The organism is Chitinophaga pollutisoli (genome assembly GCF_038396755.1).
In the GTDB taxonomy this organism is placed as follows: Bacteria; Bacteroidota; Bacteroidia; order Chitinophagales; family Chitinophagaceae; genus Chitinophaga; species Chitinophaga pollutisoli.
Map to the genome: position 1 here is coordinate 1764497 of NZ_CP149822.1, position 16329 is coordinate 1780825.

Annotated in this window: 15 protein-coding genes; 3 read left to right on the forward strand and 12 right to left on the reverse strand. The window is 52.3% G+C overall.

From position 1 onward, the window contains the following. Nucleotides 1–240: 240 nt before the first annotated feature. From WJU16_RS07180 to WJU16_RS07205, 6 genes are all read right to left on the reverse strand, one after another. On the reverse strand, nucleotides 241–711 hold the full coding sequence (locus tag WJU16_RS07180; protein WP_341837644.1) for a hypothetical protein: 471 nt from the start codon (nucleotides 709–711) through the stop codon (nucleotides 241–243). A 100-nt stretch (nucleotides 712–811) separates the two neighbouring features. Further along, nucleotides 812–1681, reverse strand: coding sequence for a hypothetical protein (locus WJU16_RS07185; RefSeq protein WP_341837645.1), 870 nt, complete (start codon nucleotides 1679–1681; stop codon nucleotides 812–814). A 184-nt stretch (nucleotides 1682–1865) separates the two neighbouring features. Next, complete coding sequence (locus WJU16_RS07190) at nucleotides 1866–2435, reverse strand: Maf family protein (RefSeq protein WP_341837646.1); 570 nt, start codon at nucleotides 2433–2435, stop codon at nucleotides 1866–1868. A 1-nt stretch (nucleotide 2436) separates the two neighbouring features. Continuing rightward, on the reverse strand, nucleotides 2437–3378 hold the full coding sequence (locus WJU16_RS07195; protein WP_341837647.1) for a geranylgeranylglycerol-phosphate geranylgeranyltransferase: 942 nt from the start codon (nucleotides 3376–3378) through the stop codon (nucleotides 2437–2439). Between the two features lie 31 nt (nucleotides 3379–3409). Continuing rightward, nucleotides 3410–3931 (reverse strand): HAD hydrolase family protein, encoded by a 522-nt coding sequence (locus WJU16_RS07200; protein ID WP_341837648.1) that lies wholly within the window; start codon nucleotides 3929–3931, stop codon nucleotides 3410–3412. A 70-nt stretch (nucleotides 3932–4001) separates the two neighbouring features. Continuing rightward, complete coding sequence (locus WJU16_RS07205; protein ID WP_341837649.1) at nucleotides 4002–4763, reverse strand: DUF2520 domain-containing protein; 762 nt, start codon at nucleotides 4761–4763, stop codon at nucleotides 4002–4004. A gap of 211 nt (nucleotides 4764–4974) precedes the next feature. Between WJU16_RS07205 and topA the strand changes: the two genes are divergently transcribed. Both topA and WJU16_RS07215 read left to right on the forward strand, forming a co-directional pair. Beyond that, entirely contained in the window at nucleotides 4975–7326 is a 2352-nt protein-coding gene (topA, locus tag WJU16_RS07210; RefSeq protein ID WP_341837650.1) for a type I DNA topoisomerase, read from the forward strand. 44 nt (nucleotides 7327–7370) lie between these two features. Next, the gene (locus tag WJU16_RS07215) at nucleotides 7371–8240 is read left to right on the forward strand and encodes a transglutaminase-like domain-containing protein (protein ID WP_341837651.1); all 870 of its coding nucleotides are present in this window, start codon (nucleotides 7371–7373) and stop codon (nucleotides 8238–8240) included. A 76-nt stretch (nucleotides 8241–8316) separates the two neighbouring features. Here WJU16_RS07215 and WJU16_RS07220 read toward each other — a convergent pair whose 3' ends face one another. From WJU16_RS07220 to prmA, 4 genes are all read right to left on the reverse strand, one after another. Further along, entirely contained in the window at nucleotides 8317–9456 is a 1140-nt protein-coding gene (locus WJU16_RS07220; protein ID WP_341837652.1) for a hypothetical protein, read from the reverse strand. An 894-nt stretch (nucleotides 9457–10350) separates the two neighbouring features. After that, nucleotides 10351–11154, reverse strand: a complete 804-nt coding sequence (locus WJU16_RS07225; protein WP_341837653.1) for a M48 family metallopeptidase — start codon at nucleotides 11152–11154, stop codon at nucleotides 10351–10353. 132 nt (nucleotides 11155–11286) lie between these two features. Then, nucleotides 11287–11928: a glycerol-3-phosphate 1-O-acyltransferase PlsY gene (plsY, locus tag WJU16_RS07230; protein WP_298710522.1), complete on the reverse strand. Its 642-nt coding sequence runs from the start codon at nucleotides 11926–11928 to the stop codon at nucleotides 11287–11289. A gap of 118 nt (nucleotides 11929–12046) precedes the next feature. Next, a complete protein-coding gene (gene prmA, locus WJU16_RS07235) occupies nucleotides 12047–12868 on the reverse strand; it encodes a 50S ribosomal protein L11 methyltransferase (RefSeq protein WP_341837654.1) in 822 nt (273 codons plus the stop codon). Between the two features lie 103 nt (nucleotides 12869–12971). Here prmA and WJU16_RS07240 point away from each other — a divergent pair, with 103 nt between their 5' ends. After that, entirely contained in the window at nucleotides 12972–13547 is a 576-nt protein-coding gene (locus tag WJU16_RS07240; RefSeq protein ID WP_341837655.1) for a hypothetical protein, read from the forward strand. Nucleotides 13548–13626: 79 nt separating this feature from the next. Here the strand turns inward: WJU16_RS07240 and WJU16_RS07245 are convergent, their stop codons facing one another. Next, nucleotides 13627–15960: a polyribonucleotide nucleotidyltransferase gene (locus WJU16_RS07245; RefSeq protein WP_341837656.1), complete on the reverse strand. Its 2334-nt coding sequence runs from the start codon at nucleotides 15958–15960 to the stop codon at nucleotides 13627–13629. An 86-nt stretch (nucleotides 15961–16046) separates the two neighbouring features. Further along, nucleotides 16047–16319, reverse strand: a complete 273-nt coding sequence (rpsO, locus tag WJU16_RS07250) for a 30S ribosomal protein S15 (protein ID WP_298710514.1) — start codon at nucleotides 16317–16319, stop codon at nucleotides 16047–16049. Nucleotides 16320–16329 lie beyond the last annotated feature (10 nt).

Below are 16329 nucleotides of genomic sequence, written 5' to 3' on the forward strand. Positions count from 1 at the left end.
TGTCATTAATGTTTTTCGTATAGGTACTCCGTTAACGGATCCGTCGGCGCTGCGAACGGTTGAAATATTGTTTCCGGCAAGCCGCAATTTGACTTCGGAAGATGAAAGCGGGTTAATGTTTGACATAAAAGTATGCGCGCTTTGTGATCCGGTCCGGATACCCGCCCGAACCAGGCCAGCGTTCAAAGCGATAATTGGAAAACGAAGGAATTGCATGGTCGGATATTTTGTCTGAATTTGTTATTTATCGTAGGAAAATGAAGTAAAAGATCGTTGTTCATCTTCAGGTATGTTTTCCGCATTATAATGCACATTTCGCTTTTCAGTGGATATCAACCGGCCCTTCGCATCTACTTCATGCGCAAAACTGATAACATTGCGCATATTGTATAACAGCATCGAAACCGTCATAGTTTTAACCAGCCGCTTGCTATACAGATACAACTCTTCCTGTGATAAGTGCGATAAGATAAAGTATCCGACTCCATCCGGGAACTTTGAATAGTCGACAGAAAGCGCCCTGCTTTCATATTCAAAATCCACCCTTTTTGTGCTCGTAACTTCATCTTTATGGAAAGAGAAAGCCTCATACCGCACAAGGTCATCCCCGTTCCAGGTTAATACGATTTTATTGCGCTGATCCTTCAGGTATGGATCATTCAGCCCCATTCCCACAAACGAATCTATTTTCCCATTGGCGCGGTAGAACAAGCTGGTTAAGGTTTGCCAGCAGCAGGATCAATGAGAACGCAGAGAATAAATGTTTCATAAAATAATTCGTGATAAAATTCCAATAGTTAATAATACCAACTTACTCACGATAGGTGAAGCCAATTGCAGTACGGATTTCGCTTTTCCAAACTTCGTATTCATAACGCACTGCTCTAATCTCCGTTTCCTGCAGCCTGCCATGCGCATCCAGCCGATGGGTGTATTCAAACACTTCCCTTGCGGGGATGGGAATTCGAGACGTCCATATGCGTTCGGAAGATACTGGAAGATGCTTGCTGAGTAGGTACGATCTATCGCCCGCCAGCAGTTTGAGAAAGAAATAATCGGCCCCGCCCCTGAGCTTGGGGAAGAAGTTGATCTGCAACCTTTCATTGTAGGTAAAGAATTGCTTAAATAAAACCTGCATCTGCCCCGCATCGTCTTCCATATACATGTTGTATTGCTTCAGATTTTCTCCTTCCCACACGAAATCGACTTTATACTTCCGGTCTTTTCCATTGATACCATACGTCCCTAACCTGTCGATATAATCTAACTTTCCCGCAGGATCATAAATGATGGTATCAATATCCCTTTCATGTCCGTAATCTGTGGGCATGCGGAACTGGAATTTCCGCAGGCGGCCATCGTTAAAAACAAACGTATATTCAAATGAGATATGGGCAATGCCTGAGAATTTACCTTGGTCGTATAATACCGTCAAGCGGCCATTGTCGGGATCAGGGCCTGCGAGTGCATTTTCGATCGTATTGATCCGGCCGTCGTCATGGTATTTGACGAGCATGGTATTTGGCTCTTGGCGGATCCAGTTAGTATTTTCCAGCTTGTAATTGTAGGTAGACCAGCTGGTGAGGTCGAGGGAATATTCTGCCGTAGGATCCGGCTGATCATCCGCGGTACATGCGGTTAACAGGATGATAAACGGGATGATTAGTGCAATTAGTTTCATCGAAATATTCATAAGTGTAGGCAGGTGGAAAATTATTTAGTTAGCGCCCAAGAAAGTGAAGCATGTATTCCAGACCTCATCCGGCTTTCTTCCAAAATCTCATTATCTATGGTATAAGGGATAATATGCTAAATGCCCGGTCACAAACAATTCACGCGTCAAATATACGCCACTTCCACGGGATTTACATCTTCGCCAGTCTTTCCGCCACCTGGCTCACCGGCAGGCCCATCACATTGTAAAAATCCCCATTTATACCGGCGATCCCCACCGCCCCGATCCATTCCTGGATGGCGTACGCGCCCGCTTTATCGTAAGGTTTGTAATGATCAACGTAATAGGCGATCTGCTCTTCGGTCAGCGGTTTGAAATGCACTTCGGTGGTTTGTGAAAACGCCTGCTCCTCCCCGTTCCTGACGATCACCACACCCGTGATCACCGTGTGCACCCGGCCGCTGAGGCGCCCGAGGATGCGCAGGGCATCGTCGCGGTCAGTGGGCTTGCCGATCACGTCGCCATCCAGCACCACGATGGTATCCGCGGCGATAATGATATCGCTGGCGCCGTAAAACGCCTGTACGGCTTTCGCCTTCTGCCGGGCGATGTGCTCCGGCACTTCGGGCACCGGCATGCCTTCGGGCCACGATTCGTCGGCCTGGCTTACTTTCACTTCGAAGGGGATGCCGGCCTGCTCCAGGAGCTGCGCGCGGCGGGGGCTTTGACTCGCCAATATTACGGGCTTGCGGGAATACATCTTACATGATTTTAAAGAACACCATCGACAAAATACCGGTCAGCATCACGATCTTGATCCAGGTGGAAATGGAATGGTAATGCTCCGGCTGGTAAGCCTTCGCCAGCGGGCGCTGGATAAACCAGGCCAGGGGGAAAACGACAAACAACCCCACATACGCCACCGCCGCATACCATTCCCGCAGGAAGGTCACCACCATAAGCACGAGCAATAGCACTTCCAGGGCTACGATCAGCCCCATGGTGAAGTGCTTCGTCTTCTTCACGCCCCACACGATGGGGAGCGTCCGGCAACCGTCCTTGCTATCGCCGATCATGTCTTCCATATCCTTCACGATTTCCCGGATCATCGACAACAGGAACGCGAACAGCGCGTAAATCCCGATGATCTGGATGAGCTTGCGCCCTGCGGGTGAAAGAATCGCCTCGAAGCTCTCGTAAATCTGTTTCTCGTAAAATCCTACCACCACCACGCTCAATGCCGTCAGCAGCGAGATTACCACGTTGCCGATAATCACCTGGCGCTTGAAGGACGTGGAATAGAACCACAGCAGCATCGTGCAGATCACCTGGATGAAACCGAGGTAAAACTGCCCGATCTTGAATGCCACCAAAAAGCCCAGCGATACGCCGGCCATATTGAGCATCGTATGCCAGGCCATGGCCCAGCGCCGGTTGATGATCTTTTCCACGACCATTTTTTCCGGCTTGTTGACCAGGTCAATATTGATGTCGAAATAATCGTTGATAATATACCCGCCCGCCGCCACCATGAGGGTGGAAAGGCACAGCAGCACGAAATGCGCCCAGGAAAGGGAGGGCTCCAGCCCGCTCTTCTGCAACACGGGCGCCACCACGCAGAACTGCAACAGCAATTGCGTGAGGGCAATGTAGATCAGGTTAGGATACCGGATCATCCTGAAAAAAGCGGCGATGAGGGTCATAAGTCGTTTTATATATGGAGAATCCGGTTTGCTATTTAGCACGGATGCCTTCGTCGAGCTGCCAGTCGCCGTTGAGCTTCAGCACTTTCTCTATCACGTCGCGGGCACAGCCTGCACCGCCCGCCAGGGGCGAAATATACCGGCTGATGGATTTGATCTCCGGCGCCGCGTCTGCCGGGCAGGCGGCCAGGCCTACCAGCTGCATGGCGCGGTAGTCGGGGATATCGTCTCCCATAAACAGGATCTGGTCCCATTGCAGGTCGTGCTCCAGGGCGTAAGTTTCCAGACGGTCCACCTTGTCGGCCACGCCCGTATATACGTCGGTGATACCCAATCCGTTGAGCCGCGTCACCACGCTTTCCGACCTGCCACCGGAAATGATCGCGATGCGATAGCCTTTTTTCACCGCCAGCTGCAAGGCGTACCCGTCGCGGATGCTCATCTTCCGGCTCAGCTCGCCGCCAGGCAGGAGCTGTACGGTGCCATCGGTGAGCACGCCATCTACGTCGAATACAAAAGTGCGGATGCGGGAAAAATGTTCCAATACGTTCATAACTGTCTGTTCTGCGTTGGCCGGCCGGAGGCCGGTGCGCAAAAATATCTGTTAATCGGGAGACCGCCAATCATTTGTGGAACTGTTGGATGCTTTCGGACAGGAGCGGATAAATCTGCGCCATAGACGGGTAATTGGCCAGGAGCGACTCATGAAGGGCCATCGTGCGCGCATCGTTCCGTATCGCCGGGCCGGTTTGCACGTGTTCGGGCGGAAACTTGTCGAGCCGCTGGAAGGTTTCCCTGATGATGGGGGCCAGCAGGCTGAAGTCGCGCCCTTCCTGCTCGCAGTAGAATTTGGCCAGGGCGATGAGGTGGTTGGTGAAATTGTTGCAGAAAACGGCTGCCAGGTGCATCTGCAGCCGCTGTTCGGAATTCATGATTGAAATGCTGCCGCTGATGCTTTGGGCCAGGGCCAGGAGGCGCTTCTGCACTTCGTCGGAGGAGGCTTCCAGCAGCAGGGGTATTTCGGGATAGGATTTATTTTCTTTCCGGATGCTCTGCAGGGGATAAAGCACGCCGGTATTTGCGGAAATGTTGGAAATGGCGGACAGGGGAACGGCGCCGGCAGTGTGCACCACGATGCGGCGGCCCAGGCGGAGGTCGTTGTTCAGCTGCACGAGGGCTTCGTCTCCCACCGCCAAAAGGTAAATATCCGCTTCCATGTGGATGTCGAACAGGTCGGCGGAGTGCTCGGCCCCGAGGGTTTCCGCCAGCAGGCGGGCGTTTTCCCTGTTACGGCTGATGACTTGCTTTACGGGGTGGCCGTGCAGTTTCATGAAATGGCCAAAACAATGCGCTACGTTTCCGGATCCTATAATGACGATGTCCATGGCGGTCGATGTAGTTAAAAATTGAATATGTAATATAAGCGTCTTTCGGCGAAAAGGAGATAATATAATAATATCGTGATTGTTGATTGCTATAAATCAAGTATTTAACCTTTGCTATTTTTTATATCAACCTACTTTTATATAATTGCACCAATCGGATTTGTAATATTTGTACAAATTTTAGCGTAATTACAGACATAAAAAGGCGTTCATGGCTAAAAATCTCGTGATTGTAGAATCCCCGGCAAAGGCGAAGACTATAGAAAAAATATTAGGAAAAGATTTTGAAGTGAAATCTTCATTCGGCCACATCCGTGACCTGGAGAAGGATGACATGGGAATCGACATTCAGAATAATTTCAAGCCGAAATATATAATACCGGATGACAAGGAAAAGGTTGTCAAGGAATTAAAAAAACTGGTGAAGGACTCCGACGAGGTTTGGCTGGCAACGGATGAGGACCGCGAAGGGGAAGCCATATCCTGGCACCTTTGCGAAGTACTCGGCCTGGACCCCGCCTCTACCAAACGCATTGTATTTCACGAGATTACGAAACCCGCCATCGAAAAAGCCGTTCGTACCCCCCGCCTGCTCGACATGAACCTGGTGAATGCCCAGCAAGCCCGCCGCATCCTCGACCGGATCGTGGGCTTTGAGCTTTCGCCCGTGCTCTGGCGCAAAATGAGCATGCGCAACTCGCTGTCTGCCGGCCGTGTGCAATCCGTAGCCGTTCGGCTGATCGTGGAGCGCGAGCGCGAGATCAACCAGTTCGAGACCGTCAGCAGCTTTAAAGTGGAAGCCTGGTTCCTCGCCAAGGATATCCAGGGGCGGACCATCGCCTTCAAGGCCGACGGCCCCTCCCGCTTCAAAACCGCCGAAGACGCCGAGAAGTTCCTCTCCCAATGTGTGGGCGCCGCCTATACGGTGAAAGACGTGACGGTAAAACCCGGGAAAAAATCCCCCGCCGCACCGTTCACCACCTCCACCCTCCAGCAGGAAGCCTCCCGCAAGCTGGGCTACAGCGTGTCCAAAACCATGCTACTGGCGCAGAAACTCTACGAGTCCGGGCAGATCACCTACATGAGGACCGACTCCGTGAATCTCTCCGACACCGCCATGGAAGATATCAGCAAAGCCATCCATAAAAACTGGGGCGAACGCTACTATCAATCCCGCAAATACAAAAACAAAAACGAAAACGCGCAGGAAGCCCACGAAGCCATCCGCCCCACCTACATGGAAAACGCCTCGGTCGACGATTCCGACCTCAAGCGGCTCTATGAACTGATCTGGAAAAGGACGATCGCCAGCCAGATGTCGGACGCGGAACTGGAAAAAACCATCGCCAAAATCGATATCAGCACTAATCACGAAGAGCTGACCGCCAGCGGTGAAGTGCTCAAATTCGACGGCTTCCTGAAAGTATATATGGAGAGCCGCGACGACGAAGACGCGGAAGAAGACGACCAGGAAGGCGTATTGCCCCCGCTGGCCGTGAAACAGGCGCTGGAAATGAAGGAAATGAAAGCCACCGAACGCTTCACCCGCCCCGCTCCCCGCTATACGGAGGCTTCGCTGGTGAAAAAGCTCGAAGAGCTCGGCATCGGCCGCCCTTCCACCTACGCCCCCACCATCACCACCATCCAGAAACGCGGTTACGTGGAGAAGCGCGATAAAGAAGGGGTGAAAAGGGATTTCCGCATCCTTTGGCTCAAAAACGACCAGATCAGCAAAGTCACCGACCAGGAAAACACCGGCGCGGAGAAAGCCAAACTCTTCCCCACCGACCTCGGCATGCTGGTGACCGACTTCCTGAAACAATATTTCGACCGGGTGATGGACTACGGCTTCACCGCCCGCATCGAAGAAGAATTTGACGAAATCGCCGGCGGCAAGAAGAAATGGAACAATATGCTCCAGGACTTCTACGCGCCCTTCCATCATAATGTGGAGGAAACGCTGGAAAAAGCCGAAAGGGTGAAGGGAGAACGCCTCCTGGGCGAAGATCCCGCGTCCGGCAAGCCCGTTACCGCCCGCATGGGCAGGTTTGGGCCGATGGTACAGATAGGCAAGGTAGAAGACGAGGAGAAGCCCCGTTTCGCCAAGCTGAAGCAAACCCAGAGCATCGAAACGATCACGTTCGATGAAGCCATGGACCTGTTCCGCCTTCCCCGCAACCTGGGTTTGTTCGAAGGCACCGAAGTGTCGGTGAACATCGGCCGGTTCGGGCCTTACGCGCAACACGACAAGAAGTTCTATTCCCTCAAAAAGGAAATGGACCCCTACACCGTGGAGCTCGAAGAAGTGGCGCCGCTCATCGTGGAAAAACGCCAGGCCAAAGACGAACGCACCATTAAAGTGTTCGAGAAGGAGAAGATCCAGGTGCTGAGAGGCCCGTACGGTCCCTACCTGAAAGTAGGACTGCGCAATTACAAGCTGCCGAAAGAAAAACATGAGACCGCCGCCGATATCACCGTGGAAGAAGCCAAAGCCATCATCGAAGAGCTGAAAGCCAATCCCCCGAAGAAAAAGGCGCCGCCCCGCAAAAAGAAAGCGGACTAGCCAAAAAATCGTAACTTAAAGACAAGAATCCATAACTCATTCCATTGCACGAAACAAGGGAAATAAACGCGTTATTCCATCTGCTGGACGATCCTGACCAGGAAGTGTTTGACACCGTGGCCAACAAAATTCTCATGTTCGGGAAAGAAATCATTCCCAACCTTGAGCATCTGTGGGAAACGACCATCGACGAGCACATCCAGGAAAGGATAGAAATGCTGATCCACCGCGTCCATTACCAGGACCTGCAGGAAGCATTCAGGGTGTGGCATGCGGCGGGTTCGCAGGAGCTGATCAAAGGCGCGTTGCTGACCGCCCAATACCAGTACCCCGACCTCACGGAGCAGACGGTACATACTGAAATCGACCGCATCAAACGTAATATCTGGCTCGAACTGAATAATTACCTCACCCCACTGGAGCAGATAAATGTGCTGAACAGCATGATTTATAACTATTTCGGGTTGAAGGGGGAAGAAGTCAGCTACCAGCGCAAGAACCAGTTTTTCATCAACCAGGTGATCGAAGGCCGGAAAGGCAATCCCCTCACCAACGGAATTGTGTACCAGGCACTCTGCGCGATGCTCGACCTGCCGGTGTACGCCGTCAATATACCACGGCAATTCATCCTCGGGTATTTCGACACGTTCTACGATTTCACCGAGCCCGCCGACCCGGGAGACTACCGCATCCTTTTCTTCATCGACCCCATCCAGGGCCAGATCTATACGCAACAAGATGTGGACACCTACCTGAAACGGGTAAACGTGCCGGTAAATCCCGACTTCTACAAACCACAAAGCAACGCCCGGATCGTCCAGTTCCTGTTGGAAGAAACCGCGAAATGCTTTCGCAACGACAAGGAACAGTACAAACACGACGAACTGCTGAACCTCGCCCGCATACTCGATTGATACCTTAGCTTATCATATGAAAAAAGCCCGCAGATGACTGCGGGCTTTTTTTGTGGTCACGATTGCCTTGGGTGAATTATAATGCCCCGATGTAGGTGGCGGTGGTACCGTCGAGGTAGAAAATGTGCTTGTTGTTCAGGTCGGCGAAGTCGCCCTGGTTGATGATGAATTCCACATTGCCGGAAGCCCATGATTTCACAGGCTGTACCACGGATTTGGTCTTCAACGCCCAGTTGGAATTATCGGCCAGCTCGATGCGTTTGGAGCTGTAATCCGCGTAGGGCATAGCCCAGCCGACATGGTGGCCGTCTTCCGCCATCGGTTCCAGCGTATTGCCGAGCAAAGCATAAGTGATCTGGCTGTTCAGGCCCAGCTGGTTGGACACGGTGCCGAAATAGTTCCGGGAAGAATCGGTAATGGGCTTGCCGTTGATATGAATCTGGTATGCATCGTTATCGAAATCGAAGAACAATTCCATGCGGTTCCATACGCCGGTGGTGGGGTGCGACTGATCGGCATATCCGCCCAGTTCACCGTTGCCCGACCATTCCACGCGCCAGGTAAACTGACCGCCGTTGGGCATTTTGGCCGCCCAGAAGCTGCTGCTGTATTTTGGATCGCTACTGGGAAGATCTCTTTTCCAGTACATGCGGTACCACTTGCCCGTTTCGTCGTCGTCAAACGTTTGCAGGTAGAAGGAAACGTAGAGGTAGGATTTGTACCCGGAGTTGTCCAGCAGGTTCCAGTTGCGCAGGCGCCAGTTGGAGGGGAACAAAGTACGGATAGCCTGGCTGGCCTGGCGTTTGAGCCATTTGCCCGAGTGGGTGGGACCGCCGGTGAGTTCCAGGGTGGCGCCGGAAGCGGTGGCCTGGTTGTTGAAATCGTTGGAGGTCAGGATAGGGTAAATACCCTGCAGGTGCGCCTGCCAGCCGGCCTTGGTGTTGGACGAAGGCGTGGCGGTAGTGGCGGAATCGAAGTCGGTGGAACGCAGCGCCATGTGGCGGTGTCCGGCGAAAGTGTAATTGCCGGCGTTGAAGTCGGTCTTGCTGCCGGAGCCCGTCACCGTGATGGTTTTAAGGTCGCCGTGCACCGGCGTGGTGGTGGTGGTGTTAGGTTTCGGGTCTTTTCCCGGAGGGTTGAAAATGTCTGCCTTGTCGCAGCTGCCGAGGGTCCATACGGCAGCGGTCAAGAACAGTAGTTTCACACAGTTGTTCATAATGCTTGGATTTACTTGGTTATTAAGTGATATAAGATCCTGCTGCATGCGGACATGGCTTTCCCTGACCGCAAGGCCGTGAGGCGGTACGGTAAATGCGGGATGCGCATATCCGGGCCGGTATTGCTCCGGCGCTTCCGGCATTGCCGGCGGCTTATGATGTAACTGGGTGGTCCTCCCTATTCTGCTCGACTTTCGCTATTACCGTGGGGGTTGGACCGGTGGAATGGGTGGCCTTGGGCCATTTTTCATTGATATGTAATCAGGACACTGGGGAAGCCGGCAACAAAAGCCATTTCAATCGATTTCATAACATTGGATTCCCTGACAACAACAATCATTTAACAAGGATATAAAACTATGAAAAAAGATATAACAAACAAAATTATTTTCTAAACATTATTTTTAATAAAATACAGCAGCACCATCCTTTCTTTTTATTACATAATTTCAAATTAGACGAAATATTTCCTAACAAAAGGTTTAGAAAGGAGATAAAATAAGGTTTTAAAACTTCCCTCTTAGTCAGAAAATGCATCGGTCTGGGGTCGCGTATTTGACTTATGCCGGTCAACTAAAATTCATGCCAGGAAATGCATGCTTGAAGAGCCAGTCCGATGCACTAATGCGGTTATCGTATTTTTAAGATTAAATCTCGCATTACTTGCACCAAGTACCTTGTTTTCAACTGTTACAAATTCCTTAACATAGATATCCCGGCATTTAACCAAATGCATGGTTTCAACTAATACAAATTGTCCAAAATTAGAGTTTCTCGCATCTCTAAAACCATTTACCCCAGGTGCGTTTTCTTAACGGGTGGGACCCATAAAAAACCGGGCAACAGCGGTAACGCTATTGCCCGGTGCTATATCAAGAAGCATGTCTTCGGAATTATTTGGCAGGCGTGTAATACTTCATGGCTTCGGGCATGAGGTTTTGCAGCTGCGCGATACGCCGGTCGTCGCTCGGGTGGGTGCTGAGCAGCTCAGGCGGCTTCTGCCCGCCGCTGGCTTTCGCCATACGGCCCCAGAAAGCGATGGATTCCTGCGGGTTATAACCGGCCATGGCCATGAAGATCACACCCAGGTGGTCGGCCTCCAGCTCGTTTTGGCGGCCATAGGCCATGAGACCCAGCGGTCCGCCGACGCCTACTGCCTGCATGAAGATATTCTGGGCCTGGGGGTTCTTGTTGAGCGCAACGGCGCCCGCAATCTGGACCCCCTGGGCTACAAGGCCCTGGCTCATCCTTTCGTTACCGTGCCGCGCGATGGCGTGGGCAATCTCGTGCCCCATTACGCAGGCGAGTGCGGTCTCGTTTTGAGTTACCGGCAAGAGGCCGGTGTATACCACAACCTTTCCGCCAGGCATGCACCAGGCGTTCACCTGGTTATCGTTCACGAGGTTGAATTCCCATTTGTAGCTGGCTACTTCGCTCCCCATGCCTTTCTGGGTCATGTAAGTGGTAACGGCTTTGGCGATGCGGCCGCCAACGCGTTGCACCATTTCAGCATCTTTGCTGGCGGCGGGCGAAACGGCTTTGTTCTGGGAAAGGAAAGTCTGGTACTCCTGCAGGGCCATGGATTGCATGGTGGCTTCAGGAATGAGGTTCAATTGGCTACGGCCGGTGATGGGCACTCTCGAACAGGCATATATCAGCCCGGTTCCGGCAACCAATAACAACGCAATTTTTTTCATCGGGACATTAATTTAGTAGAAAGGATAATATCGCTGCGATATTAACAAGCGCAGCATGGCGGTTGTTGCGGCGAAAATACCACTTTACATAACAGCTTGCAATCGTTGTGCCGGATTTACGGGAACGGGAGATCAGATATCGTTTCCGTGCTTGTTTTTCCTGTTTTTGAAGAGGGGAACTTTGGATTCGCTGCCGCTGATAAGGCGCATAATGTTTTTCTGGTGCGTCAACACCACCATTACCGCGACTGCGATAGCGAAAATACGGTAGTATACCTCTTCTTCACGGAACACGAAGAGAATGAGCACCGGGAACGCGATGCTGGCGAGGATTGAGCTCAGCGATACGTACCTGGTAAGGAAGAGAATCATGAGGAAAACCCCCACACAATACAGGGCAACCAGCGGCTGAATGGCAAGTACCATCCCGAAAAGGGTGGCAATGCCCTTGCCCCCGCGGAAACCCGCCCAGATGGGGAAAATGTGACCCACTACGGCAGCCAGGCCTAGGCCAACCTGCAGGTTTACCAATTGTTCGGTAGAATCATGAGGGATAAGGTAGGATAGTCTGACAGCCAGCACGCCTTTCAGCATGTCCACCAACATCACGAACGTGCCGGCCTTGGGGCCCAGCACGCGGAACGTGTTGGTGGCGCCGGCATTACCGGAACCATGCTCGCGGATATCGATACCGAAAACTCCCTTGCTCACCCACACGGCGGTTGCAAAAGAGCCAATCAGATAGGCGCAGATAATTAGCAATAATTCTGTCATCACAATAAGTTAGAACTGCTAAGTTAGCAATTAATGTGTTAAAATGAATGTAAAATATACTGCAATGATAAGGTAATTACTCAAGAATCAGTAATTAAAATATGATAATTTTTCCACATTAACCGGCGATGAATGAAAGTGCCAGCCAGTGCTCCCGTTCTGCCCGCTCCGCGGGTTGCAGCCCCTCTGCCCGGGCGGCCTTAACAATTGCAGGTTCGTCTTCCTGCAATATACCACTCAAAATCAATATTCCGCCTTTTTTGAGTATTCTTTTCATCTCGCTCATATTAACAAGCAGGATGTTACGGTTGATGTTGGCAAGCAATACGTCGTATGCCCCGCTCTCCTCCCGCGACAGGTTATCGGCCTGCGCAAACGACACGTTCCCCGAACCATTCGCCTCCGCATTCTCCTCCGCGTTTTCCACCGCCCAGGTGTCGATATCGATCCCCCGCGTTTCCTCCGCACCTAACTTATCCGCCAATATCGCGAGTATGCCCGTTCCCGAACCGAAATCAAATACCTTCTTTCCCACAAAATCAACACCCCGCATGAGCCGCACCACCGACCAGGTGGTAGCATGGTGCCCTGTCCCGAACGACATCTTCGGCGTGATAATAATCTCATGCTTCACCGTATCGCCCAACGGCGCGTGGAAACCCGCGCGGATGCCGCAGAAATCCTCCACCAGCACCGGCTCAAAGCTGCTTTCCCACACTGCGTTCCAGTTCGCCTGTTCAATCTTCTCTTTCGTATAATCCAGCCCGTGAGACCCCACGAGCCCCATCAGGTTGTTCTCCTCAAAATCCGTTTCGGGTATATAAGCCACGAGCGCATCGGGCCGCTCCTCAAACCCTTCGTAACCCATGTCGCTCAATTGCGCGACCAGCACATCCCGCAGCTCCTGAGGCGCGGGAATCGTTATGGCGATGTAAGACATGGCCGCAAGATAATGACATTTTTCCGCCCCCGATTCCGCATTTTTCTTGGCCATTTCCCCACACCTCTCTATATTTACTTTTTATTAAATATAACCTTATCCTATGAAAAAACGCATCATCCTCGCGGTCCTGCTGGGCGGCGCTTGCTCCGTATCCGCCCAGTCCACCATCATTCCCCACGAATACGAAAAAAAGGACTCCATCTTCTACCAGGTGCCCAACGCCGTGCTGATTGTTGACAAGCTGGACTTGGAGGATTACTTCAAAAACCTCGACACCCTGCTCGTGCAAAAGGAATACAACAAAACGGTGTTCCGCAACATCCAGTTCTCACCGCTCAACCCCGAAGAAGTGCAACGCCACTACGGCCTCGCCAGTAAGTTCTGGACCGCCTCCAAAAGCAATCCCCTCTCCTACAGCACCGACCGGATCACGCTGTTCTGGAACGATAACGAAGGTATCATCCTCCCGTACATCGACGAGATTCTGCCCGACCTCCTGGAAGCCGGCAAGGTGCAAGTGGTGGACCGCACCACCAACAAGCGCGTGAAGCTCTACAAAATGGATTATGAAGACGTGAACGGTAAATCTTTCCGGGTGTTCAGGCTGGAGAAAGGGAAAATAATCTGGCGTGAAAGCGAAGTGTTCATTGAGCAGGTGTATAACGCCGGCCGCTAAACGAAAAACAAACGGATTTCCTTAAAATAAAAAACGCCGCTCGTAAGCGGCGTTTTTTTTATGTAAGCTATTCACACGATTATTGTTCGTCGAATACGGGGCCCAGTTCGGGACCATCGTTCTGTTCAGTTTGCTGGGAAGGACGGGGCCCGCGATCGCCACGGTCACCACGATCTCCGCGGTCACGACGGTCTCCACGATCACGATCACCACCGCCACGGCGGTCGCCACGGTCACGACGGTCTCCGCGATCGCCACGGTCTCCGCGTTCTTCGCGTTCGGGGCGTTCTACGTAACCTTCGGGTTTGGGCATGAGCACTTTACGGCTGAGTTTGAACTTGCCGGTTTTGGGATCGGTGCCTACCAGTTTCACTTTCACTTTGTCGCCTTCGCTCAGTACGCCGTCCATATTTTCGAGGCGTTTCCAGGAAACTTCGGAGATATGGAGCAGGCCTTGTTTGCCGGGGAGGAATTCCACGAAAGCACCGTAAGGCATTACGCTTTTCACAACGGATTCGTATTCTTCGCCCACTTCGGGTTGGGAAACAATGCCTTTGATCCATGCCACGGCTTTGTCCAGGTTTTCTTTCTGGGTAGCGAAGATGGATACTTCACCATGCTGGCCAACTTCTTCGATATTGATATTGGTGCCGGTTTCGCGTTGGATTTCCTGGATAACTTTACCGCCGGGCCCGATCACCGCGCCGATGAATTCACGGTCGATGGTCAGTTTCTCCATGCGCGGAGCGTGCGGTTTCGGTTCAGGACGGGCAGCTTCGATGGTATTGTACATGCCATCGAGGATGTGCAGGCGGCCCTGGCGGGCTTGTGAAAGCGCTGCACGCATTACGTCCATGCTCAGACCGTCTACTTTGATATCCATTTGCACGCCGCAGATACCGTCGCGGGTACCGGTAACTTTGAAGTCCATGTCACCGAGGTGGTCTTCGTCGCCGAGGATGTCGCTCAGTACGGCCCATTTGCCGTCGGCAGCGCGGGAGATGAGGCCCATTGCGATACCGGATACGTGTTTGGGCAGGGGAACGCCAGCGTCCATGAGGGCGAGGGAGCCTGCGCAAACGGTAGCCATGGAGGAGGAACCGTTGGATTCGAGGATATCGCTTACTACGCGCACGGTGTAGGCGTAATCGCTCCCGGGCATCATTTGCTTGAGGGAACGTAAAGCCAGGTTACCGTGGCCCACTTCGCGACGGCCGGGGCCGCGCATCATCTTCACTTCGCCGGTGGAGAAGGGAGGGAAGTTATAGTGGAGGATAAATTTAACGTAGTTGGAAGTGGCGGCAGACTCGATCAGCAGTTCGTCGTCGGGGGTACCGAGGGTTACTGTGGTGAGGGATTGCGTTTCGCCGCGGGTGAACAGTGCGGAGCCGTGGGGGCTGGGCAGCAGGTCAACTTCCATGGCGAGGGGGCGAACCTGGTCGAGCACGCGGCCGTCGAGGCGGATGCTTTGGTCCAGGATCATGTTGCGCACTACCTCTTTTTCCAGTTTATGGAAATATTTGCCGACGAGCGGGGCGTCTTCTTCGGAGAGTTCGCCCAGGTGCTCTTTCACTTCTTCTTCGATTTTGCTGAAAGCTTCGCTGCGCTCGTGTTTGCCGAGGGCGGATTTGGAAACTTCGAGGATTTTGCCGGCGGCAAAGGCTTCGATTTTCGCTTTCAGTTCTTCGTTGGCGTAAGGCAGGGTGAATTCGCGCTTGGCGGGGTTGCCGATAAGGGCGCGGAGTTCTTCCTGTGCTTTCACCTGGATGCGAATGGCGTCGTGCGCGAGTTCGATGGCCTTGATAAGGTCTTCTTCCTGGCACTCTTTGGATTCGCCTTCCACCATCATGATATTTTTCTCCGTAGCGGCCACGATGAAGTCCATATCGGCTTCAGCGAGCTGGGAACGGGTGGGGTTGATGATGTATTCGCCTTTCACGCGGCCGATGCGCACTTCGGAGATGATCTCCTGGATGGGAACGTCGGACACGGCGAGGGCTGCGGACGCGGCCAGTGCGGCCATGGCGTCGGGCATGATTTCTTTATCGGAGGAAACAAGGGTTACCAACACCTGAACATCACAAAGATAATCATCGGGGAACAGGGGTCGCAGGGCGCGGTCGATCAGGCGGGAGATCAGCACTTCGTAGTCGCTCAGCTTGCCTTCGCGTTTGAAGAAGGAACCCGGGATACGGCCTGCGGAAGCGAATTTCTCCTGGTAATCCACGGTGAGGGGGAAGAAAGACTGCCCGGCTTTGGGCTCTTTATTGGCCACCACGGTAGCCAGCAGAATACAATCGCCGCAACGAACGGTAACGGCACCGTCGGCCTGGCGGGCCATCTTGCCGGTCTCGATCGTCACTTCACGACCTCCGCCTATATCAAATTTAACCGAAGTAGGTGTGAGATTCATACTTGTGTGAGGATTAAAATAGTATACATACAAAAAAACTATTCCCAACCAGAATAGTTGGGAATAGCGCTATCAATAAATTCGGATTATTTTCTGATACCTAACTTCTCGATGAGGGCACGGTAGCCGGAGAGGTTGGTTTTAGACAGATAAGAAAGCAAACGCTTTCTCTGACCTACCATCTTCATCAGTCCGCGGTGTGTGGAGAAGTCTTTTTTATTTTGCTTCAGGTGAGCGGAAATGCTGTTGATACGCTCGGTTACCAGAGCAATTTGCGCTTCAGTAGAACCGGTATTCTTTTCGCTACCACCGAATTCCTTGAAAATGTTCGCTTTCTTTTCTACAGTTAAGTAAGACATCTTTGATAAA